The sequence below is a fragment of the Streptomyces sp. NBC_00016 genome, assembly GCF_045040885.1.
In the GTDB taxonomy this organism is placed as follows: Bacteria; Actinomycetota; Actinomycetes; order Streptomycetales; family Streptomycetaceae; genus Streptomyces; species Streptomyces coriariae.
Genome location: NZ_CP108304.1, coordinates 6,451,228 through 6,473,442, shown reverse-complemented (window position 1 = coordinate 6,473,442; position 22,215 = coordinate 6,451,228). Strand labels below are relative to the sequence as shown.

Here is a 22,215-nt window from a genome sequence, read left to right as displayed (position 1 = left end):
GCAAAAAGGTTGTACTGGTTCCCCATCTGATTTGAAGAGAACACAAATTTATTTTGAAGTTTGTGTCACCTACAGTTCGCCCTGTGAAGCGCATACTCCTGAGATCGGGGAAGAGCCCCTTCGACGTCGTCCCCGTCGAGGAAGCCCTCCACCGCGACGTCATCGCCACCAACTCCGGCAACCTGATCTTCAGTGATGCCGCCCACAAGATCCTCACGACGCCGGACTCCGAGGTCTTCTCGAACGGCATGCGCACGGACGTGAGCGCGGCGGCCCGGATCAACGAGGAGTACGACGCCTTCGTCGTGCCCCTCGCCAACGCCTTCCGGCCGACCTTCGAGCAGCCGCTGCAGCGGCTGACCAGGCTCATCGGGAAGCTGAAGATCCCGGTCGTGGTGATGGGTGTCGGCGCGCAGACCGGTGTGACCTACGACCCGGCGCGGCTGAAGCCCATGGAGGCCAGCGTGCGCGCCTTCTGCGCGGCGGTGCTGGAGCACAGCGCCTCCATAGGCGTACGGGGCGAGTTCACCGAGCAGTACCTGAACGACATGGGCTTCCGGGACGTCGAGGTCATCGGCTGCCCGTCGATGTTCATGCACGGCGACCGACTGCCCGTCGAGAAGAAGACGCCGACACTGACCGCGGAGTCGCGGATCGGTGTCAACGGTTCGCACACCGCGGTGCGCGGCGGCGGTCTGCACAAGGTCATCACCCGTACCCACGAGCGCTACCCGAACCTGCGCTACATAGGCCAGAACCTCACCGACGCCAAGCAGCTGCACTGGCGGGACGTGGACTCCCCGGCCGGCCGGATCACCGAGATGCCGACCCACCCCGACCACCCGATGTACCGGGAGGACAAGGCCCGGGTCTACATCGACCCGATCACCTGGATCGACGACCTGCGGGACTTCGACTACTCGTTCGGCTCGCGCATCCACGGCAACATCGCGGCGCTGCTGGCGGGCACGCCCGCGACGGTGCTGGCCTTCGACTCGCGCACGCTGGAGCTGTGCCGCTACTTCGAGATACCGCACCGGCTGCTCAGCGAGGTGCCCGCGGACCTCGACCCGGCCGACCTGTACGAGGAGGCCGACTTCAGCGGGCTCACCGGCAACCACAAGGAGCGCTTCGACCGCTTCACCGCGTTCCTGGACAAGAACGGGCTGCCGAACACCTTCACCCACGGCGACGGCGGCGTGGCCTTCGAGAAGAAGCTGCGCTCGCTGTCCTTCCCGCCGGGCGTGCGCCCCTGGAACGACGCGGACCTCGCCTCGCTGGCCGGCCGGTTCGGCTGGCTCCAGCAGCGCATCACCGAACTGGACACCCACAACGCCCAGTTGAAGCGGGACCTGGCGAAGAACCGGCCCGGCGCGAAGGCCGCGGCCAAGGCCGCCGCGGTCATCCCCGCCCCGTCGATCTACCGTCGCGCGAAGCGCGCCGTGGGCGGCCCGCTGCGCCGGGCGCTGAAGCCGAGCAAGTAGGCCCCACCGAGCAGGACCGGGCGACACCACGGGCGGGCGGAATCCCACGCGGGCTCACGCGGCCGCCGTGCCGCCCGGTCGCATCGGGCGCCGGAGCCGGCGAAGCCTGCGGCGGACCTTGCGGACGAAGCCGCGGAGGAAGGTCTCGGTCGGGTCCTTGCGCCAGCCGGGGAAGTCCTTCGCCTCGCGCGGCTCGGCCAGGTAGATCCGGTCGGGCAGACCGGCCGTACGGGAGCCGTAGTGCGGGTAGGCCAGGTAGAGCTGGGTGTTGCGCTTCTTCAGGACCGGGACCGGCTCGCTCTTGGCCTTGATGAACTCGAGTACGTCCACGAGGAGTTCGGAGCGCTGCCGGGCCACCAGCTCCAGGCGGAGCCGCTCGTGGACCCGGAGCCGCTGGGCGACGCCCTCGTTCCAGTAGGCGTCCATCAGCGGCTTGGCCAGCTCCATCTTGGTGCGCCGGATCTCCTCGTCGTTCCTGAGGAAGACGGGCCCGAACTGCGGCAGCACGGTGACGAGGAAGGGGCGGACCATGAGCACGTCCCGCTTGGCGCCGGGCGGGACGAGCCGCTCCAGCAGGCCCATCAGGGCGCGCGCGGAGTCGAAGCGCAGGGTGTAGCTCCCGCTCTTCGTCACATGCTTGCCGTCGGTGCGGCCCACCAGGTAGTAGCAGGTGTAGTCGGCGACCACGGAGACGCCGTCGGCCCGCAGATAGGCCTCCATCGTGAACAGGGCGTCCTCGCCCGTCCACAGCGACTCGTCGAAGCGCATGCCGTGGCGCTCCAGGAACTCCCGGCGGAACAGCTTCTGCGCGCTGAGCGTGAACTTGATGTTGGAGGAGTAGACGTCCGTACGGTCGAGGGTCTCGCCCCACATCGACTTCGGCGGCTTGCGGTTGATGCCCTCGACCCGGCCGAGGACCACGTCCGTGCCGTTGCGGTCGGCCATGGCCACCATGCGCTCCAGGGCCTCGGCGCCGAGCCGGTCGTCGGCGTCGAGGAAGAAGACGTAGCGCCCGGTGGCCTTGGAGAGGCCGACGTTGCGCGGGCCGCTGGGGCCGCCGGAGTTCTCCTGGCGGATCACGGTGACGGCCATGGGCACGCGGGCGGCGAACTCCTCCAGGTACTCCCCCGTGCCGTCCCGGGAGCCGTCGTCCACCGCGATGACCTCCAGGCGCGCCGCGTCCAGGGTCTGTGCCTCGACCGATGCCAGGCACTCGACCAGGTACGGCATCGCTTCGTACGCCCCGATGACCACCGTGACGTCAGGCTGCGCAGTGGTCACTTTTCCCTCTCATCACGCACCGGTTCCCCCGCATGAACACTTTGGATACCCGGTAGACGATGGATGAACGGGGTGGGTTGCCTGGGTTTCGGTACGTGTCCCACATCACAGAACGCAACTGAGGCCGGGCCCCCGGAGAGAACTCTCCGGGGGCCCGGCCTCAGGAAATACAGGCGTCAGCCGGCCGTAACACCCTTGGCATCCTTGGGCAGTTCCGTCGCGTCGTCCGGCGCGGCACCGACCGCGCTGTCCGCCGCGGAGGCGTGCGACTCCTGGCCGACGTTGCGTGCCTCGGCCTTCAGCGCGAGGTCGGTGATCGCGGTGTCGAACTGTTCGAGCGAGGTGGGCTCGTCGGGTCCGAGCAGGTACTCCTTGAGTTCCTTGCGGTCCTTGGCCAGCGGATCGGCGGCCGGGTTGCCGACCGCGTCGAGCAGCTGGTCCAGCTCGGCGGCGCTGTTGGTGAGGATCACCGCCGCGCGCACGGCGGTGTTCTGCCGCCTGAACTCCTCGGCGCCCAGCTCCGCGGAGTCCGCGACCGCATACGGCTTGCCGCTCGCGATGAAGTCGGAGACCACGCTGGAGATGTCCGAGACCATCGCCTCGGAGGCGTTGAAGCAGTCGTACAGGCGGGGTCCGGCGCCGGTGATCACCCGGTGCTCGAAGGAGGGGAAGGAGCGCCAGTAGGCCTCGTTCCACTCGGCGCGCAGCCGGGCGGCCTCCTGGTGCTTGCGGACGTCGACGATGCCGTCACGGCTCGTGACGGCCTCGTCGGCGCGCTCGTCGAACGCGAGGGAGAGACCGTCCAGCCGGGCCTTGAGGCGGGTCAGTTCCGCCTTCGCCTTGGCCTCGGACGCCGGGTCCGCGATGAAACGGGGGTCGCCCGCGCGCTGGGCGGCGGCCTTCTTGATCAGGGCGGTGATCCGCCGGTGCGCGGCGCCCGCCTTGGCGCTGCGGGTGCCGGTGAAGGGGTGCGGCTTGTACAGGACGCGGACCGGGGGATCGGCGGCGACCAGCTTCTTCACGATGTTCTCGCCGGCCAGCAGGAGCGAGGTGTTGCCCGGGTTGTCGTCCCAGCCCTCCCAGGTGGGCGCGTACAGGACCGTCGCGATGCGACCCGCGGGCGTGCCCTGCGAGGTCCTGATCGGCGCCAGCTGCGGACGGCCGACCTCCACGATGTCCTCGTCGCGGATGCCGACGTCGGCGATGGCGTAGCGGTCGCGGCCCGCGCGGCCGGCGGTCCACACCTCGTCGTAGACCTTGCTGAACGGGTTGACGCTGGCGAGCTTGTCGCTGTCGCCGTGGCCGATGAAGACGTGCTTCATGGTCGGCACCCGCAGCAGGTGGATGTTCTTGCCGACGTTCGCGCAGTACAACGCGACCCGCACCATGGACAGGTCCATGTTCATCAGGTGCACCCCCCCGGGCACGCAGACGACAGGGACCGAGGTGGGCGCCATCTTCTCCAGGACGGTGCGCTCACGCAGGATGACCAGGGGCCGGGACTCCATCTGCTCCATGGTCTCCAGCCACATGTTGACCTGGTAGGCGGAGTCGTCGGAGCCGGAGAAGTACAGCACCGTCTGCGGCCGGTACTCGCGCAGCCAGGCGCTGACCGTGCCGAGCACCTTGTCGGCCTTCGGCGGCAGCCGCTTCGCCCGCAGATGCGGCACCAGCACCAGCACGTACAGCGCGCCCAGGCCCAGGGTGACGCCGATGCCGGCGAAGCCCGCGGCCTCGGAGTCGGTGACCGCGCTGACGAGGAGACCCACGACGGCCGCGAGGTCGAGGTGGAGCATCTTCACGGTGGCTCGGCTCAGCAGCCGGCGCGGCGGCGCGTCCGGAATGCGCAGCCTGGAGGCCAGGTCGACGTTCCTGGTCACGACCGGCATCTGACGGCGCTTGCCGATCAGGGTGATCAGCGCGCCGTGCGGGGCCTGGAGACCGAAGAACACCGTGAAGCACGCGATCGCCGCGTAGAAGACCGGCTCCTGGGAGAGGTCGAGTCTCGCCAGCAGCAGGATCAGCAGCAGCTCGCGGACCAGGAACCGGGTGGACAGACCGGCCCGCACCTTGCCCAGGAGGGCGATGAGGCGACTGCCTTTGCGGTGGAGGTAAAGGTCCGCCAGGTACGTCACGGCGGCCGCGGCGGCGAAGGCGGGGGCGCTCGGAACGAGCGCGGCCGCCATGAGGCCGGGGTAGCCCAGCATCATGAGGACCGCCGCGGCCAGTTCGGCCGCGCTGCCCACCCGGGCTACGCGAATAGCGGTGGATATCACGGAGAAACCTGCTCTGGGAGGGGGCCGGTCAGAGGTACTAAAAGTCCGGAAAATCCTTTGTGAAGGTTTCGGGAGTTTTACGGCTCAGGCCTCTGTGAATTCTCCGTAAACAGGGAGTCACAGAGGCCTGAAAAATCGATGGCTATTTACGCTGGATTATGCCATGCCATCCTGTCGGTCGAGCACTCCGGCCAGGGCCGCCTCGAAGCCCGACGCCCGGCCGGCGGCCGCCGTCGGGTCCTGCTGGCGGACGTCGATCACATGCCCGGTGAGCTCGGAGAGCAGCACGTCGAGCGAGGTGCGGGCGACGGCCTCGGAGGAGAGCAGACTGCCCGAGGGCTCCTGCCCGAAAGCCTTGGTACGCATGGGTGTGGCCGTGCGTTCCGGGTTGACGCAATTCACCCGGATGCCGTCACCGGCCCACTCGTCGGAGAGCGCCTGGGTGAGGTTCACCATGGCCGCCTTGGTCGAGGAGTACAGGCTGTACTCGGCACGTCCCCGGGTGTAACTGCTGGAGGTGTACAGCAGCAGCTGGCCCTTCGTTTCCGCCAGGTACTTGTACGCCGAACGTGCGATCTGCACCGGTGCCAGGTAGTTGACTTTCAGCGCTTCCTCGATGGTCGCGTTGTCCGTCTCGGCCAGCTTGCCGATGCGCAGGACGCCCGCCGTGTTGACGACGTAGTCGATGCGCCCGGTCTCGCTGTACGCCTTGGACAGGGCGTCGTCGACCTCCTCCGGGTTCTCCACGTGCGTGCCGGTGGTGGAGCGGCCCAGCGCGTAGACCGTGGCGCCGTAGGACTCGGCGAGCTCGGCGATGTCCTTGCCGATGCCGTACGAACCGCCGAAGACGACCACGGTCTTGCCGGTGAGGAGCTCGCGGTAGACCTCCTCGCCCATCTGCTCGGGGGCGGCCGAGGAGGCCAGCTGGAAGAGCTTGTCGGCGATGAAGACGTCGACGGGCTGCGTCACCTTCATGTTGTACTCGTCACCCGCCACGACGTGGATCGGCACGTCGGGCAGGTAGCGCAGCACGACGGTGCAGTCGTCGGTCGCCTGGAAGTTGGGGTCGCCCGCCGCCACCTCGTAGGCCCGGCGGATGGTGGACAGCTTGAACGCCTGCGGGGTCTGACCGCGGCGCAGCCGGGAGCGGTCCGGGATCTCGGTGATGAACTCGCCGTCCTCGCCGTGGGTGCGCGTGACGATGATGGTGTCCGCGGACGGGATGGCGACGTCGACCGCCTGGTAGCGCTCCAGCGCCGTGACGCAGTCGTCGATGACCCGCTGCGAGAGCAGGGGGCGCACGGCGTCGTGGAAGAGGACGTTGAGGTCCTCGCCGTCGGCCAGCCCCTCGCCCAGGGCCGCGATGGCGCGCTCGGTGGTCTCGCTCCGCGTGGAGCCGCCCTCGATGATCTTCCGGACCTTCTTGAAACCGGCCTTGGACACGATCTTCTCGATGTCCGGCACATAGCCCGGTGCCATCAGCACGATGATCTCGTCGACCGAGTCGGCCTTCTCGAAGGTGGTCAGGGTGTGCTCGATGACTGCCTTGCCGGCGATCTTCAGCAGCTGCTTGGGGATCGACAGACCCACCCGCTGACCGGTGCCACCGGCCAGGATCACTGCGGTGGTACGGGGCTTGGCTATGTGCTGGGACACAGAGGACCTACCTTGGGGCGACAGGGAACGGGGAAATGGTCCCACTTGCGGTAACCGCGATGCAAGGTGAGCGCCGTTCGCTGCAAATGTGCACGCAACCCGCCATTCACCTTGCGTCGCCGGTGATTGATTGCACACCGACGCGGCTTCCCATGGATGGTCCCTGGAAATCCTGTGAGTTACTCCACAAGGAGTATGTCATTGCCGAGAGTGACGGAGCGCCACGGGCAACCACGGACACGAGCGGCGCCGGACGGCGTCAGTGCCGCCGCAACCGCTTGAGGCAACGGTGCCCGAGAACCCGTACGAGCTCCTTCGACGAGGTCTGGTGGACCGCGCGCGCCGAGCCCCCGCCGGGCGCCGCGGCCACCGCGGCGAGTGCCCCGTACAGGGCCTGAGCGGCCACCTCGGGAGCGATCCGGGCCTCCCCCGGCCCTTGCCCGGCGGGCTCGGGCACAGCGGACGGAGCGGACAGCAGGGCCGGGTCACCGATCACCCGCACCCCCGTCGACCCGATCCGGTCGGCCATCTCGGCGCCGATCCCGGCGGCCGCCCGGATGGCCCAGTCGGGTGTGGAGATCCTCACGTCCTGTGAGGTGGGACTGCACGTGTTCTTCATATGCATGACCGCGCCGTTACGAACCAGCAGTGAATAGAGCTCGTCGGGGAGGCCATTACCGCGGAATTCCTTGTTGAGGTTGCGCAGCATTTCGGTCTCGGCGAGGGTGAGTGAGCGATTCGCCGTGTCCGGAACGGGCTGAAGGAGATTGGCGGGCAGTCCGAGCAGTCCCTCGAAGACGCGCATGAGCCCGCCCCGGTCCCGGTCGTCCACCACGACGACGGTGACCCGGTCGGCCCCGACCACCCGCACCCACCGCTCGACCAGCCGGTCGTGCCGGTGCCGGCGCCAGAAGCTAGGGTTGGGCTTCTCGTAGGGGGCCTTGCGGAGCATGTGCTCCAGCCAGTCCTCGTAGCCCATGCGCAGGCCGTTCTGCACGTACTGCTGCCACTGCGAGGGCATGATCCGCACCAGCGGGCGCAGGGTGACCAGCACCTGCACGGACTCTCCGCCGAGCTGTTCGACGATCCGCTCGGCGGTCGCGTCGTCCGGGGCGTCGGCGAAGAACTCGCTGCTGATCACGCAGGTGTGGCGGCCGGTGGCGTGCACCTGGTCCACGAGCCGCGCCCAGTGCCGCTCGGTGGGCGTGGTGTCGCCGATCATCCCGGTCCGCGAGCAGGCAGCCAGCACGGCCTGCATGGGGTGTCTGCTCTGCGCCGGGTACGCGACGCCGTACGCCGGCAGCTTCTCCTTCGCCGCGAAGAGGGCGCCCTGGATCGAGGTGGTCCCGGTCTTGTGCGGCCCTATGTGCAGCAGGCGGGTGCCCGCGGGCAGCGGGGTGAGTGGCCCGGGGGCCGGGGCGCCGTCGCTCGCACGGTCCGAGGGGTTCGTACAGTCCGCGGGGTTCGTACAGTCCGTCTCCATGGTCAGAAGACGGTAAGAGGGATTCCTTAGGGGACGCTGAGAGGAGCCTGGGGCACAGATGAGTCCCGGGCGTGGTCCCGGGCGCCGGTCGGCGATTTCCCCCTCGGGGGTTTCACACCCGCCGCACTCCGCTCTTACCGTCCGCGACCCGCAGCCTCGCGAGCGTACGGGCGGTCGCCTTCGGCTTGAGAACCGTGTCGACGACGCGCACGGTCGCGTCGACGGCGTCGGCCCGGATGTCGAAGAGGTGGTAGCCGCGGTGGGCGTCGATCAGCTTCCAGTGCGGGTTGTCGGCCTTCAGCGGGTCCCACTGGGCGTGGAAGGCGGCCTGGTCCTGGTCGCCGTTGCTGGAGACGGAGGTGCCGACGAACTCGGCGCCGACGACGGCGGAGCCCGGGTCGGCGAAGTCCTTCTTCAGGTCGCTGATCATGGTCAGGTGCCGGTCGCCGCTGAGGACGACCGGGTTGCGGACCGAGGCGAACTCCTGCAGGAGGGCGCCTCGTTCGACCTGGTAGCCGTCCCAGGCGTCGTAGTACCACTGCTTGCCGGGGCCGGCCAGCAGATCGGTCTCCGCCAGCATGATCTGCGAGGCGACGAGGTTCCAGCGGGCGCCCGAGCCGTGCAGCGAGTCGAGCAGCCACTGCTTCTGCTCGGCGCCGAGCATGGTGCGCGCGGGGTCCTGGGCGCCCGCCTGGCCGGTTGCCTGGTCGGTGCGGTACTGCCGGGTGTCCAGCACGTTGAGCCGGGCCAGCCGGCCGAACTGGAAGCGGCGGTGCATGCGGATGTGCGGCCCGTCCGGGATCGCGGTGGCCCGGACCGGCATGTGCTCGTAGTACGCCTGGTAGGCCGCGGTCAGCCGGGCCACGAAGGCGTCGTGGGTCTGCCGGCCGGGATCCTGCGGGATCTCCCCGGCGTAGTCGTTGTCGACCTCGTGGTCGTCGAAGGTGACCACCCAGGGCGCGTGCGCGTGCATGCGCTTCAGGTCGGGGTCGGAGCGGTACTGGGCGTACCGGTTGCGGTACTGCGTGAGCGAGTACGGCTCGCCGCTCCCCTCGTGCCGCCGTACGGCCGTGGCCGAGGGGCCCGACTCGTAGATGTAGTCGCCGACGAAGAGGACGAGGTCCGGGTCCTGCGCGAGCATGTCGGCGTACGGCGTGAAGTAGCCGTGCTGCCAGTTCTGGCAGGAGGCGAGCGCGATGCGCAGCGGGCCGCCGGAGCCGAGGAGGCCGGGCGCGGTGCGGGTGCGGCCCACGGGCGAGAGCTGGCCGCCGGCCCGGAAGCGGTACCAGTACACGCTGCCCGGACGGAGCCCTCGCACATCGACGTGAACGCTGTGCCCGTACGCGGACAGGGCCTGGGCGGTGCCCTTGCGGACGGAGGCGGCGAAGCGCGGGTCGGGTGATATCTCCCACTGCACGGGGACGGTCCGGTCGGGCATGCCGCCGCCGTTCAGCGGGTCCGGGGCGAGCCGGGTCCACAGGACGATGCCGTCGGGCAGGGGGTCTCCGGAGGCGACGCCCAGGCTGAACAGCCCGGCGGGCAGCGGTGCTTCGGCCGCGCGGGCGGTGGCGGGCAGCCACAGCTGGGCGGAGGCGGCGGCACCGACCACGGCGGCGCCCGCGGTCAGGAAACGGCGACGGTCGGCGGCCATCCGTTGAACTCCCTTGCCTCGCCCGTCTCTTGGGCACCAGGTCTTCGGGAGACCGGGCCCCGGGGACCCTCGGCCCCTTGGACACAGCGAGGCTGTCATGCGAGGCGGGTCAGCCTGCTGAACTCAGGAATTCGCGTGCATGACAAGTGGGGGGACAACGAGAAACCCGTGGCGGCCGGCCGACGGACGGCCGACCACCACGGGTCCGCAAAACGGGGCCGGAAGGCCCGGAGAGGCTGGAAGCCCGGAGAGGTTAGAAGGGCTCGAAGCCCTCGAACTCCTGGGTCGCCTCGTCGCGTTCGGCCTGCTTGTCCCGGCGGCGCTGGGTGGCGGGACGCGGCTCCTCGAAGCGGTGGTCCTCGCCCCGTCGGCCGAGCATCTCGGCGCCGGCGGTCACGGACGGCTCCCAGTCGAAGACGACCGCGTTGTCCTCGGGGCCGATGGCGACGCCGTCGCCACCACGGGCGCCCGCCTTCATCAACGCGGCCTCCACACCGAGGCGGTTGAGCCGGTCGGCGAGGTAGCCGACGGCCTCGTCGTTGTTGAAGTCGGTCTGCCGCACCCAGCGTTCGGGCTTCTCGCCCCGCACGCGGAACAGGCCGTCCTCCTCCAGCGTGACGGTGAAGCCGGTGTCGTCGACCGCCTTGGGACGGATGACGATCCGGGTCGCCTCCTCCTTCGGCCTGGCCGCGCGCGCGGCGCCCACCATCTCGGCGACGGCGAAGGACAGCTCCTTGAGGCCCATGTGGGCGACCGCGGACACCTCGAAGACGCGGTAGCCGCGCGCCTCCAGATCCGGGCGGACCATCTCGGCGAGGTCCTTGCCGTCCGGTACGTCGATCTTGTTCAGCACCACGAGCCGCGGCCGGTTGCCGAGGCCGCCGTACTGCTTGAGCTCCTCCTCGATCATGTCGAGGTCGGAGAGCGGGTCGCGCTCGGACTCCAGGGTCGCCGTGTCCAGCACGTGCACGAGGACGCTGCACCGCTCTACGTGGCGCAGGAACTCCAGACCCAGGCCCTTGCCCTGGCTGGCGCCCGGGATCAGGCCCGGCACGTCGGCGATCGTGTAGACGGTGGAGCCGGCCGTCACCACGCCCAGGTTCGGGACCAGGGTCGTGAACGGGTAGTCCGCGATCTTCGGCTTGGCGGCGGACAGGACGGAGATCAGCGACGACTTGCCCGCGCTCGGGTAGCCGACGAGGGCCACGTCCGCGACCGTCTTCAGCTCCAGGACGATGTCCTGGAGGTCGCCGGGCTCGCCGAGCAGCGCGAAGCCGGGCGCCTTGCGGCGGGCCGAGGCCAGCGCCGCGTTGCCGAGACCGCCGCGGCCGCCCTGGGCGGCGACGAACGAGGTGCCGTGGCCGACCAGGTCCGCCAGCACGTTGCCGGCCTTGTCCTGGATCACGGTGCCGTCCGGGACCGGCAGGATCAGGTCCTGGCCGTCCTTGCCGGAGCGGTTGCCGCCCTCGCCGGGCTTGCCGTTGGTGGCGCTGCGGTGGGGCTTGTGGTGGTAGTCGAGGAGCGTGGTGACCGACTGGTCGACGACCAGGATCACATCGCCGCCACGGCCGCCGTTGCCCCCGTCGGGGCCACCGAGCGGCTTGAACTTCTCACGGTGGACGGAGGCACAGCCGTGGCCTCCGTTACCCGCGGCGACATGGAGTTCGACGCGGTCCACGAAGGTGGTCATGGTAGGTGCCTCCAGCACTGCGAAAACGTACGGGTTTCTTACTGCCTAACACGCGAAAGGCGGACCCGCCTTCCCACACGGGAAGTGAGGTCCGCCTCGCGAAAGCTTCCGATCAGGCGACCGGAACGATGTTCACGACCTTGCGGCCACGGTGGGTACCGAACTCCACCGCACCGGCGTTCAGCGCGAACAGCGTGTCGTCGCCGCCACGGCCGACGCCCGCACCGGGGTGGAAGTGCGTGCCGCGCTGGCGGACCAGGATCTCACCCGCGTTGACGACCTGACCGCCGAAGCGCTTCACGCCGAGCCGCTGGGCATTGGAGTCGCGACCGTTCCGGGTGGACGATGCGCCCTTCTTGTGTGCCATGTCTCCTCAGTCCCTTACTTCGCAGCCGCGGGGATCTCAGTGACCTTGATCGCCGTGTACTGCTGGCGGTGGCCCTGACGACGGCGGTAGCCGGTCTTGTTCTTGTAGCGAAGGATGTCGATCTTGACGCCCTTGTGGTGGTCCACGACCTCGGCCTGGACCTTGATGCCGGCCAGCACCCACGGGTCGCTGGTCACAGCGTCGCCGTCGACAACGAGCAGGGTCGAGAGCTCGACCGTGTCGCCAACCTTGGCAGTGGAAATCTTGTCAACCTCAACGATGTCGCCGACAGCAACCTTGTGCTGGCGACCACCGCTGCGCACGATGGCGTACACGCGGATCTCACTCTCTCGCTCTGGGACGGCATCCCCGCAGTCCAGCCACCCGGGATCGAACACGGACGGCCTCTCCCGACCACCGAGGTAACCGGCACCCGGGAGGAAGAGGGTTTACGGGGATGTGACATGTCAGCCGACACGCCGAGGGTCAAGGCTACGGGCCCCGGCTTGAGGGGTCAAACCGGGCCGTCCGCCCGGCAGCAACCCTCACCGCCGACGCAGCACCGCCCGCACACGCCGGTGCGGGCAGGGGCCGTCCCCGTCGGGGGCGCCACCCCTGCCCGTATGCTCGCCGGGCGTAGCCAGACACCGGAAGGCGGAGAAGTGAACTACAGGGTCCAGCCCAGCGCCCAGGTCGACGCGGGTGCCGAGATCGGCGCCGGGAGCAGTGTGTGGGACCTCGCCCAGATCCGGGAGGGCGCGCGGCTCGGCGAGGGCTGCGTGGTCGGCCGTGGGGCGTACGTCGGTTCCGGTGTCCGCATGGGCGACAACTGCAAGCTCCAGAACTACGCGCTGGTCTACGAGCCGGCCGAGCTCGGCGACGGCGTCTTCATCGGCCCCGCCGTCGTCCTCACCAACGACCACAACCCGCGCTCCGTGGACCCCGAGGGCAAGCAGAAGCGCGGCGGCGACTGGGAGGCCGTCGGCGTGCGCATCGCCGACGGGGCGTCCATCGGGGCGCGCGCGGTGTGTGTCGCGCCCCTCACGATCGGCCGCTGGGCGATGGTCGCCGCGGGCGCCGTCGTCACCAAGGACGTGCCGGACTTCGCGCTGGTCGTGGGCGTCCCGGCCCGCCGGGTCGGCTGGGTCGGCCGGGCCGGCGTCCGGCTGGTGGAGCGGGACGGGGAGCCCGGGGTGTGGGAGTGCCCGGAGACCGGCTCCCGCTACGACGAGAAGGACGGCACGCTGGTCGAGCGCACCGCGTAGGCGGCCCGTCCGCGTTGACCCGATTTACGTACCCGTGAACGCAAGGTTCACGAAATCGTTATGCGAGTGGGCCGAAGCCCGAAAGCCGTGTTCTGACCACGGCTTGGACGGACATGGACAGGACACGACAGGACCCGCTCCCCCGACAGGGCAACCCACTGCGGATCCGGCGCGTCCAACCCTTTGCCTACCATTTCCTTTGCTCGCCCCCCACCTGCCCGCCCCAGAAGAAGAGTGCTCTGTGAAAGTCATCAGCATCGTCGGCGCCCGTCCCCAGTTGGTGAAGCTCGCACCCATCGCGGCCGCCTTCGCCGAAACCGAGCACGAGCACGTCATCGTGCACACCGGGCAGCACTACGACGCCGACCTCTCGGACGTCTTCTTCTCCGGACTCGGCATCCCGGATCCCGATGTCCACCTCGGGGTCGGCTCCGGCAGCCACGGCGTGCAGACCGGCGCCGTCCTCTCCGCGCTCGACCCGGTCCTCGACCGTGAGCAGCCCGACTGGGTGCTCGTCTACGGCGACACGAACTCCACCATCGCCGGCGCGCTGTCGGCCGTGAAGATGCACCTGCCCGTGGCGCACCTGGAGGCGGGCCTGCGCTCCTTCAACCGGCGGATGCCGGAGGAGCACAACCGCGTCCTCACCGACCACAGCGCCGACCTGCTCCTCGCGCCCACCGAGGAGGCCATGCGCCACCTCGCGAACGAGGGCCTCGCCGACCGCGCCCGACTGGCCGGCGACGTGATGGTCGACATCTGCCTGCGCATCCGCGACCAGGTCCGCGCCGGTGAGTTCCCGGCGCCGGAGCTGCCCGAGGGCATCGACCCGACGCAGCCCTTCCTGCTGGCGACCCTGCACCGCCCGGACAACACCGACGACCCCGAGCGGCTCGCCGCGATCGTCGACTCGCTCGCCAAGCTGCCGGTGCCGGTGGCGCTCGCCGCCCACCCGCGGCTCGTCGCCCGCGCCCACGAGCACGGCATCGACCTGGCCCAGGGCAACCTGCACGTCGGCCGCCCGCTGCCGTACGCGAGCCTGGTCGCCGCCGTGCTGGCCTCCGTGGGCGTGGTGACGGACTCCGGCGGTCTCCAGAAGGAGGCGTTCCTGCTGGAGCGCATCTGCACCACGATCCGCCCGGAGACCGAGTGGGTGGAAACCGTCAACACGGGCTGGAACGTCCTTGTACCCGACCCGCACACGCTGTCGCCCCAGGAATGGGCCGAGACCGTGACCCGCACCGTGCCGACCGACGACCCCGGCATCCCGTACGGCGACGGCCGCGCGGCGCACAACGTCGTCCGTCTCATGGAGGAATGGAAGGGGGGCAGCCGGCCCGCCTGACATGAGATACGGAACAGGGGAGCGTGGCCGTCCGCCTGCGGACGGCCACATGTGACCCACAGTCCGTGCATGTCAGCGTGCTAGCGTCAACCGCTATGTCATCGTCTCCCCCGTCCGGGCCGCCTGCGGAAGGCAAGCGACCGCACGTCATCTATCTCGCCATCGGGTTCCCCCCGGCCGCCAAGAGCTCCACGTACCGGATGCGCGAGACCGCCAACCAGTTCGTGAAGGTCGGCTGGGACGTCACGGTCGTCAACATCGCCCGGGAGTCCTGGGAACTCGACTCGGGCATCGACCTCTCCCTGCTGGACCAGGTCGACCCCCGGGTGAAGATCGTCGAACTGCCGCTGGCGCGCGAGGATCTCGAGACGGACATCCGCCTCTTCGACGAGGCGCGTGCCCTCGACCCCAACGGCTGGGTCGCCAAGCTCCGCAAGCGCCAGACCGAGAACTTCCCGGAGCCGAACTTCGGTGAGTGGCGCGACGACCTCGAGCAGGCCGTGCTGCGCATCCACCGGGAGAACCCGGCGGACCTGCTGCTCGCCAGCTGCGTGCCGTACGTGAACCTCGCCGCGGCCTGGAAGCTGTGGGAGGAAGCGAAGGTGCCGTACGCGGTGGACTTCCGCGACGGCTGGTCCATCGACGTCATCGACGGCGTCGAGGCCTTCGCCCGCGACTCCGCCGAGGGCGTCTGGGAACAGAAGATCCTGGACCACGCGGTGTCGCTGTGGGTCGTCAACGACCCCATCGCCGAGCACTACCGGCGGCGCTACCCCGACTTCGCCGACCGCGTGCACGTCGTCCGCAACGGCTACGACGCGGACAGCTCGCCGGGCCGGGCGCACAACCCCGACGCCGAGTCGGGTCTCGTCTTCGGCTACCTCGGCACGGTCAACTTCACCGTTCCGCACCTGGAGACGGTGCTGAACGCCTGGCGCGCCGCCCGCGCCAAGGAGCCGCTGCTGGCGAACGCGCGCTTCGAGCTGCGCGGCCATCTCGGCAACGGCGCCACCCGCGGTGCGAACCGACACGCCGAGGTCTTCAAGGAGGCCGAGGCCGACGGCGTCGTCTTCGGCGGTCCCGCGGCCAAGGCCGAGGTCTCCTCGATCTACGCCAGCTGGGACGCCATGGTGCTGATCCTCATCGGCGGCCGGTTCGTGACCTCCGGCAAGGTGTACGAGTACATGGCGACGGGTCTGCCGATCGTGTCGGCGCACGCCGTCGAGCACGACGCCTCGAACGTGCTGAGGGGCCACCCGCTGTGGACCGGCGCCCCCGGCATCGACGAGGCGGGCCTGACCGAGTCCTTCATCAAGGCCGCCCACATGGCGGTGGAGACCACCGACGAGGAGCACGCCGACGCGATGGCCCACGCCGACCAGTTCACTCGTGAGGCGCTGATGTCCGTCGCCGTCAAGAACCTTGTCGAGGAGCTCGCCAAGTGACCGAAGTCCTGCTCGTGGCGTCCGTCCGGCCGAATTTCGGCGTGCTCGCGGACACGGTGCGCAAGTTCAACGCCCAGGGCGCGCGCGTGCACCTGGCGGGCATGTTCCACCTGGAGGCCGAGGGCGTCCCGGAGGAACTCGCCCAGGTCGAGCTGGCCGGTGCGCACCAGCTGCCGCGCACCCTCAAGCACCGCAGCCAGGCCGTGCGCCGTCGGCTCGGCAAGGCCCCGCGCGGCCTGCGCAACTGGACGCAGGTGCGCAGCGACTCGTGGCTGCGCTCCCACGGCCGCAAGGCCGACGTGCTCGTCGCCCTGGACGTGGCCGCCGTGTACACGGTGTGGCGGCTCGCCGAGTACAACCGCACCGCCGCGGCCAGGTTCGGGCTGGCGCCCGCGCTGAAGGCCGTCGAGGAACTCAAGGCGCAGGGCGGCACCACGGCCCGCCACTCCACCGTCCTGCCACCGCTGAGCGCCGTCGCCCGTGATGTGAAGCGCTCGGTCGACCGGCTGCCCGCGCAGCTGGTCCGCACCGTGACCCCGCGGCCCGTGATGCGTTCCGGCGTCGGCGCCCGCCTGTGGCGCTCGGCCGTGACCGCGCCCGGGATGCCCATAAAGGTGCGCGCCGCGACCTCGCGGTACGTCGCCGAGGGCATGCAGTGGGCGGGCCGCACCAGCGGTGCCGCGCTCACCCTCGCGGACGCCGCCTCGAAGATCCCGGACCTCCAGCTGCGGGCGGACCTCTACAACGAGGGCGTCATGCAGGAGCTGAAGAAGGGCATCAGCCCCCGCTTCCTGGGCAAGGCGGTAGCGGCCCAGCTCGCGAACGCCGACGCGCTCTTCGCCAGGGGCAAGACCGACGAGGCGGCCGAGGCGCTCAACCGCACCCTGTTCCTGCACTTCCACCGGGTGCTGCACATCGACCAGTTGTCCTCGCCGCTGGCGAAGGACGCCGAGGGCTTCGTCGCCCCGCTGCACCGCTCCAAGGCGTTCCAGGCACTGAGCCGCCCCCGCGGCCGCAAGGTGCCCGCCGCACCCGCCCCCACCGACCGCCCGCTGCGGCTGCTGGTGACGACGAGCGCCAACGACAACTTCCTGCACCTGGTCAAGGAGCACTTCGCCGACCACCCGGACGTCGAGCTGCGCTACCTCGACCTGGCCGCGAACAAGCACCTGAAGCGGATCTCCTGGGCCGCCCCGCGCATGCTCAAGGACCGGCTGGCGGGCGACACGAGCGACTACCAGGAAGAGGTGGAGCGCCTGATGCGCCCGCACCTCGACTGGGCCGACACCGTGTTCCTGGAGTGGGCGGCCGGTCCGGCCGGCATGCTCACCACGATCGACCCGGGCGACACCCGGATCGTCGTGCGCCTGCACAGCTACGAGGCGTTCACCCGCTGGCCGCACATGACGGACTTCTCCCGGATCGACGACCTCGTCTTCGTCGCCCCGCACGTGAAGGACCTCACCGCCTCGCTGGTGCCGACGCTGCGCGGCGAGCAGGCCCCGCGGTTCCACCTCATCGACAACGCCATGGACCTGTCGGGCTTCAACCGCACGAAGCCGGCCGAGGCCCGCTTCAACCTCGGTCTGGTCGGCATCAGCCAGGTCGCCAAGGACCCGAAGTGGGCCCTGGACGTCCTGGAGCGGGTCCGCAGGCACGACGAGCGCTACCGGCTGCTCCTGGTCGGCGGCGACATGGACCCGAAGACCAGCCAGGCCACCAAGGACTACCTGGCCGAGTTCGAGGAACTGCTGGCCCCGCTGGAGGAGTCCGGCGCGGTGGTCCGGCTCGGCCCGACGGACGACGTCCCGTCGAAGCTCGTCGAGATCGGCACGATCATCAGCTCCTCCGTGCGCGAGGGCTGCCACGTCGGTCTGATGGAGGGCGCGGCCAGCGGTGCCGTGCCCGTCGCCCGCGACTGGCCGTTCTACGCGGGCAAGCCCAACAGCGCCCGCACCCTCTACCCCGAGGGCTGGGTCGTGGCCTCCCCCGCCGAGGCGGCCGAGCGGATCCTGAAGATCACGGCCACGGAGGAGTCCTGGCGCGCGGCGGGCAAGCTCGCCACCGAGCACGCGCTGACCGTGTGGGACTGGCCCGTGGTGCAGAAGCACTTCGAGAAGCTGCTCCTCGAAGAGGGCTGACCGGCTCTTCGCCGTCTTCGCCGCATGAGTGAGGGCCCCCGGGATGATCCCGGGGGCCCTCACTCATGCGCCTGCTCGTGCGCTCACGGGTGCCGCAGCCGCCACCCCGCCCACGCCGACTCCACCATCTCCCGCACGCCGCGCTCCGCGCTCCAGCCGAGCTCCTGGTGGATGAGGTCGGCGGAGGCCACGACCCGGGCCGGGTCGCCCGGACGACGGGCGGACACGTCGGGCCCGGCCTCCGCGCGTCTGGTGACGTCCTGGATGACGCCGATCATCTCGGCGACCGAGACACCCTCGCCACGGCCGATGTTGAGGACCAGCCGGGCCTCGGGATCGGCGGCCAGCCGTCGGGCGGCGGCGACATGCGCGGCGGCGATGTCCTCGACGTGGATGTAGTCGCGGACGCAGGTCCCGTCGGGCGTCGGATAGTCGTCACCGAAGATCCGCGGCGCCTCACCCGCCTCGAGCCGCTCGAAGACCATCGGAACGAGGTTGTAGACGCCGTCGTCGCCCAGCTCGGGCGTGGCCGCGCCAGCCACGTTGAAGTAGCGCAGCGAGGCGGTCGCCATCCCGTGCCGGGCACCGACCGCCCCGACCAGCCACTCGCCGGCGAGCTTGGTCTCGCCGTAGGGGTTGATCGGCGCGCACGGCGTCTTCTCGGTGACGAGGTCGACGTCGGGCATGCCGTACACGGCGGCGGACGAGGAGAACAGGAACCGGGCGACTCCCGCGGCGACGGCCGCGTCCAGCAGGACCCGCATGCCCTCGACGTTCTCGCGGTAGTAGTACAGCGGCCGGTCCACGGACTCGCCCACCTGCTTCTTGCCCGCGATGTGCACGATGCCGGTGATGCCGTGCTCGCGCAGCACCCGCTCGACGGTGTCGCCGTCGAGCACCGTGCCGACCTCCAGCACCACACCGTCCGGGAGCCGCTCGGCCCGGCCCGTGCTCAGGTCGTCGAGGACGACGACCGGCTCACCGGCGTCCGTCATCGCCTTCACGACATGCGAGCCGATGAAACCGGCGCCGCCCGTGATCAGCCAGGACATGGGAAAACCTTCCTGCACCAGGGCCCCGCCCCAGACACGGGACGGGGCCACGAGGTTGTTCGCGTACGAGCGTCAGCCGCCGATGACGACGCGGCGGACGCCCTTCCAGGCCTCCGGGTCCGTCGTACGGCGACCGTCGACCAGGACCGTGACGTCCGGCAGGTCGGCCGGGGTCAGCGTGCGGTACTCGGCGTGGTCGGCCTGGAGGATCGCCGCGGTGACCTTCTCGCCCGCGTGCGGGGTGAGACCGTGGGCGGCGAGCTCCTCGTCCGTGTACATCGGGTCCGAGACGAACGGCACCGCGCCCCGCGCCTTGAGAGCCTCGACGGTCGGGAACACGCCGGAGAAGGCGGTCTCCTTCACGCCACCGCGGTAGGCGGCGCCCAGCACCAGCACGTTCACACCGGTCAGGTCGCCGTAGGCGGCGGCCAGCAGGTCGACGGCGTACTCGGGCATCGCGGCGTTCGCCTCACGGGCGGAGCGCACGACGGTCGCGGCCGGGTCGTTCCACAGGTACATCCGCGGGTAGATCGGGATGCAGTGACCGCCGACGGCGATGCCCGGCTGGTGGATGTGGCTGTAGGGCTGCGAGTTGCAGGCCTCGATGACCTTCTTGACGTCGATGCCGTTGCTGTCGGCGAAGCGCGCGAACTGGTTCGCCAGGCCGATGTTGACGTCCCGGTAGGTCGTCTCGGCGAGCTTGGCCAGCTCGGAGGCCTCGGCGGTGCCCAGGTCCCACACGCCGTTCGGCCGGGGCAGGTCGGCGCGCTCGTCGAAGTCCAGGACCTGCTCGTAGAACTCCACACCACGGGCGCTCGACGCCTCGTCGATGCCACCGACCAGCTTGGGGTAGCGGCGCAGGTCGGCGAAGACCCGGCCGGTCAGCACGCGCTCCGGGGAGAACACCAGGTGGAAGTCCTCGCCCGCGGTCAGCCCCGAGCCCTCGGCCAGCATCGGCGCCCAGCGGGTGCGGGTGGTGCCGACCGGCAGCGTGGTCTCGTAGCTGACGAGCGTGCCGGGCTTGAGGCCCTGGGCGATCGCCTTCGTCGCGGAGTCCATCCAGCCGAAGTCCGGGGTGCCCTCGGCGTCCACGAACAGCGGGACGACCACGACGACGGCCTCGGACTCGGCGACGGCGGACGCGGTGTCCGTGGTCGCGCTCAGCAGCCCGGCGTCGACGGCCTGCTTCAGCTTGACGTCGAGGTCGTGCTCGCCGGGGAACGGCTCGACGCCGGCGTTGACCAGCTCGACGACCTTCTCGTTGACGTCCGCGCCGATGACCCGGTGGCCCTTGGAGGCGAACTGCACGGCCAGCGGCAGGCCGATCTTGCCGAGTGCTACTACACAGATGTTCATGGAGGGTCGCTACTTCCTTTTGGAACCGGTCGGCTTCTTGGAGCCGTTCGGCTTGGACTTCTTGGCGCCGACCGCCCGCTTCAGGCGGCCGGCCCCGGACTTCAGTTTCCGCACGAGTCTCTCGAGCCCCCGGCGGAGCACCGTGATCTTCGGCGGGTACATCTGGGCCGTGTCGATCACGACACGCCCCTTGTCGTTCACCACGGCCGACGCCCGGTAGGGGTCCCCCTCCCGGCCCCACTGGCGCGCCAGCGGCATGGGCAGGTCCTTGCCCCGTACGGGAATCTCGTACGTCGAACCGGCCACGTCCAGGTATACCCGCACGCCCCGCTTCGCGGTGACGTACGCCAGCGGGACCCGGGCGTGCAGCACGGTGGCCGCGCCGTCCTCGGAAGGTTCGAGGGTGACCTCGCCCACCGGCGCCGGCAGCACGTGGCCCGCCTTCAGCCGGCGCGCGCCGGGCTTGTCGGCCGACTTGGGCATGGCCTTGTCGGCGAGCCGCAGCACCGCGCCGTCGACGTCGCCGAGCACCGGCACCCGCACGGACAGCGTGTACGTGAGCGCCTCGCCCTGCTGCTCCCAGGCGGAGGCCAGCAGCTCGGTGCCCTGGGCGAGACGGCCCGGCACCGACTCCCCGACCAGCTCGTAGACCCGGTCGGCCAGACCGATGCGCGGGTCGCGGAAACCGGCGTACCGGGCGTAGGCGCGCTCGCCCTCGAGGACGAACGGCGGCGCCCCGTGCTCTTTCTCCGAGCTGATCGCCTCGGCGAGCTCGTCGATCGCGCCGGCCCGGGCCAGGGCGATGCGCACCCGGCGCTTGACGTCCATCGCGTCACGGATGCCGTCGGTGAAGTAGACGTCGGCGAGCCGCGCGATGCCCGCGCAGATCTGCCGCTGGAGTTCACGGTCCAGGCCCGGGAAGTCGTCCTGGACGAGCTTGGCGAGCTCCCAGGTGAAGTGCCGGCGCAGCAGCGCGTCCCGCTCGGGACCCGCCTCGACGAGACCGGCCGTGAAGTCCATGATCTCGGCGGCGGCCCGCAGCCGCGCCAGGTGGTCGGCCCGGTAGGTGATGTTGCTGGCGTCGCCGCGCTTGACCGCGTAGTAGCAGGTGTAGTCGGCCACCACCGAGATCTTCTTCGCGCGCACGCACGCCTCGATGGTGAACGGCTGGTCGCTGCCCACGGGCAGGTGCTCGGGGAAACGCAGCTTGTACTTCTCGACCAGGTCCCGGCGGAACAGCTTGGTGTTGGCCAGCGTGAAGGGCAGCGCGGAGTGGTACAGGCTGACGTCCGGGTCGTTCTGCTTGTACAGCGCCTGGTGCACGTAACGGCCGTTGGTGCCGACCATCTTGCCGACCACGACGTCGGAGCCGTGCTGGTCGGCGCAGTCCACCATCCGCTCCAGCGCTTCCTCGCCGAGGTAGTCGTCGGAGCCGATGAAGTACACGTAACGGCCGGTGGCCACGTCCAGCGCCCGGTTGCTGGGCGCGGCCGGGCCGCCGGAGTTCGGCTGGTGGAGCACCTTGACGGTGTCCGGGTACAGCGCCGCGAACCGGTCCAGCTCGGGGCCGCTGTCGTCGGTGGAGCCGTCGTCCACGGCGACGATCTCCAGGCGCTCACGGCCGATGCTCTGCCCGACGAGGGAGTTCAGGCACTCCGTCAGGTAGGGCATCGTGTTGTAGACGGCAACGATGACGCTGACGTCAGGCGCAGCAGACATGCTC

General features: G+C 70.1%; 16 protein-coding genes. 5 read left to right on the top strand and 11 right to left on the bottom strand.

Annotated elements, in window-relative coordinates:
• The first annotated feature begins 83 nt into the window (after positions 1 to 83).
• Entirely contained in the window at positions 84 to 1,484 is a 1,401-nt protein-coding gene (locus OG933_RS28665; protein ID WP_362524765.1) for a polysaccharide pyruvyl transferase family protein, read from the top strand.
• Positions 1,485 to 1,538: 54 nt separating this feature from the next.
• On the opposite strand, the gene OG933_RS28660 is transcribed toward OG933_RS28665, so the two are convergent.
• The 8 genes from OG933_RS28660 to rplU form a co-directional block, all read right to left on the bottom strand.
• Complete coding sequence (locus OG933_RS28660; RefSeq protein ID WP_267019942.1) at positions 1,539 to 2,765, bottom strand: glycosyltransferase family 2 protein; 1,227 nt, start codon at positions 2,763 to 2,765, stop codon at positions 1,539 to 1,541.
• A gap of 176 nt (positions 2,766 to 2,941) precedes the next feature.
• Entirely contained in the window at positions 2,942 to 5,041 is a 2,100-nt protein-coding gene (locus OG933_RS28655) for a hypothetical protein (protein WP_405629521.1), read from the bottom strand.
• Positions 5,042 to 5,197: 156 nt separating this feature from the next.
• Complete coding sequence (locus OG933_RS28650; RefSeq protein WP_405629519.1) at positions 5,198 to 6,697, bottom strand: SDR family NAD(P)-dependent oxidoreductase; 1,500 nt, start codon at positions 6,695 to 6,697, stop codon at positions 5,198 to 5,200.
• A 259-nt stretch (positions 6,698 to 6,956) separates the two neighbouring features.
• Positions 6,957 to 8,180, bottom strand: a complete 1,224-nt coding sequence (locus OG933_RS28645) for a hypothetical protein (protein WP_405629516.1) — start codon at positions 8,178 to 8,180, stop codon at positions 6,957 to 6,959.
• Positions 8,181 to 8,292: 112 nt separating this feature from the next.
• Positions 8,293 to 9,831, bottom strand: coding sequence for an alkaline phosphatase D family protein (locus tag OG933_RS28640; RefSeq protein ID WP_405629515.1), 1,539 nt, complete (start codon positions 9,829 to 9,831; stop codon positions 8,293 to 8,295).
• A gap of 253 nt (positions 9,832 to 10,084) precedes the next feature.
• A complete protein-coding gene (gene obgE, locus OG933_RS28635; RefSeq protein WP_054244906.1) occupies positions 10,085 to 11,521 on the bottom strand; it encodes a GTPase ObgE in 1,437 nt (478 codons plus the stop codon).
• A 112-nt stretch (positions 11,522 to 11,633) separates the two neighbouring features.
• Complete coding sequence (gene rpmA, locus OG933_RS28630; RefSeq protein ID WP_007381992.1) at positions 11,634 to 11,888, bottom strand: 50S ribosomal protein L27; 255 nt, start codon at positions 11,886 to 11,888, stop codon at positions 11,634 to 11,636.
• 14 nt (positions 11,889 to 11,902) lie between these two features.
• Positions 11,903 to 12,223: a 50S ribosomal protein L21 gene (rplU, locus tag OG933_RS28625; RefSeq protein ID WP_007381993.1), complete on the bottom strand. Its 321-nt coding sequence runs from the start codon at positions 12,221 to 12,223 to the stop codon at positions 11,903 to 11,905.
• 327 nt (positions 12,224 to 12,550) lie between these two features.
• Between rplU and OG933_RS28620 the strand changes: the two genes are divergently transcribed.
• The 4 genes from OG933_RS28620 to OG933_RS28605 all read left to right on the top strand — a co-directional run bounded on the left by OG933_RS28620 (position 12,551) and on the right by OG933_RS28605 (position 18,084).
• The gene (locus OG933_RS28620; RefSeq protein ID WP_054244907.1) at positions 12,551 to 13,153 is read left to right on the top strand and encodes an acyltransferase; all 603 of its coding nucleotides are present in this window, start codon (positions 12,551 to 12,553) and stop codon (positions 13,151 to 13,153) included.
• Between the two features lie 241 nt (positions 13,154 to 13,394).
• Complete coding sequence (gene wecB, locus OG933_RS28615; protein ID WP_054244908.1) at positions 13,395 to 14,498, top strand: non-hydrolyzing UDP-N-acetylglucosamine 2-epimerase; 1,104 nt, start codon at positions 13,395 to 13,397, stop codon at positions 14,496 to 14,498.
• A gap of 200 nt (positions 14,499 to 14,698) precedes the next feature.
• Positions 14,699 to 15,943 carry a glycosyltransferase gene (locus tag OG933_RS28610; protein WP_020127803.1) on the top strand — a complete coding sequence of 415 codons (1,245 nt, stop codon included), beginning with the start codon at positions 14,699 to 14,701 and terminating at the stop codon, positions 15,941 to 15,943.
• Positions 15,940 to 18,084: a glycosyltransferase gene (locus OG933_RS28605; protein WP_405629509.1), complete on the top strand. Its 2,145-nt coding sequence runs from the start codon at positions 15,940 to 15,942 to the stop codon at positions 18,082 to 18,084. The genes OG933_RS28610 and OG933_RS28605 overlap by 4 nt, the downstream gene beginning before the upstream one ends.
• Before the next feature lie 83 nt (positions 18,085 to 18,167).
• Here the strand turns inward: OG933_RS28605 and galE are convergent, their stop codons facing one another.
• From galE to OG933_RS28590, 3 genes are all read right to left on the bottom strand, one after another.
• A complete protein-coding gene (gene galE / locus OG933_RS28600; RefSeq protein WP_405629507.1) occupies positions 18,168 to 19,136 on the bottom strand; it encodes a UDP-glucose 4-epimerase GalE in 969 nt (322 codons plus the stop codon).
• Between the two features lie 72 nt (positions 19,137 to 19,208).
• Positions 19,209 to 20,492, bottom strand: a complete 1,284-nt coding sequence (locus OG933_RS28595) for a nucleotide sugar dehydrogenase (RefSeq protein WP_142264300.1) — start codon at positions 20,490 to 20,492, stop codon at positions 19,209 to 19,211.
• 9 nt (positions 20,493 to 20,501) lie between these two features.
• On the bottom strand, positions 20,502 to 22,211 hold the full coding sequence (locus OG933_RS28590) for a glycosyltransferase family 2 protein (RefSeq protein WP_405629504.1): 1,710 nt from the start codon (positions 22,209 to 22,211) through the stop codon (positions 20,502 to 20,504).
• Between the last annotated feature and the right edge of the window lie 4 nt (positions 22,212 to 22,215).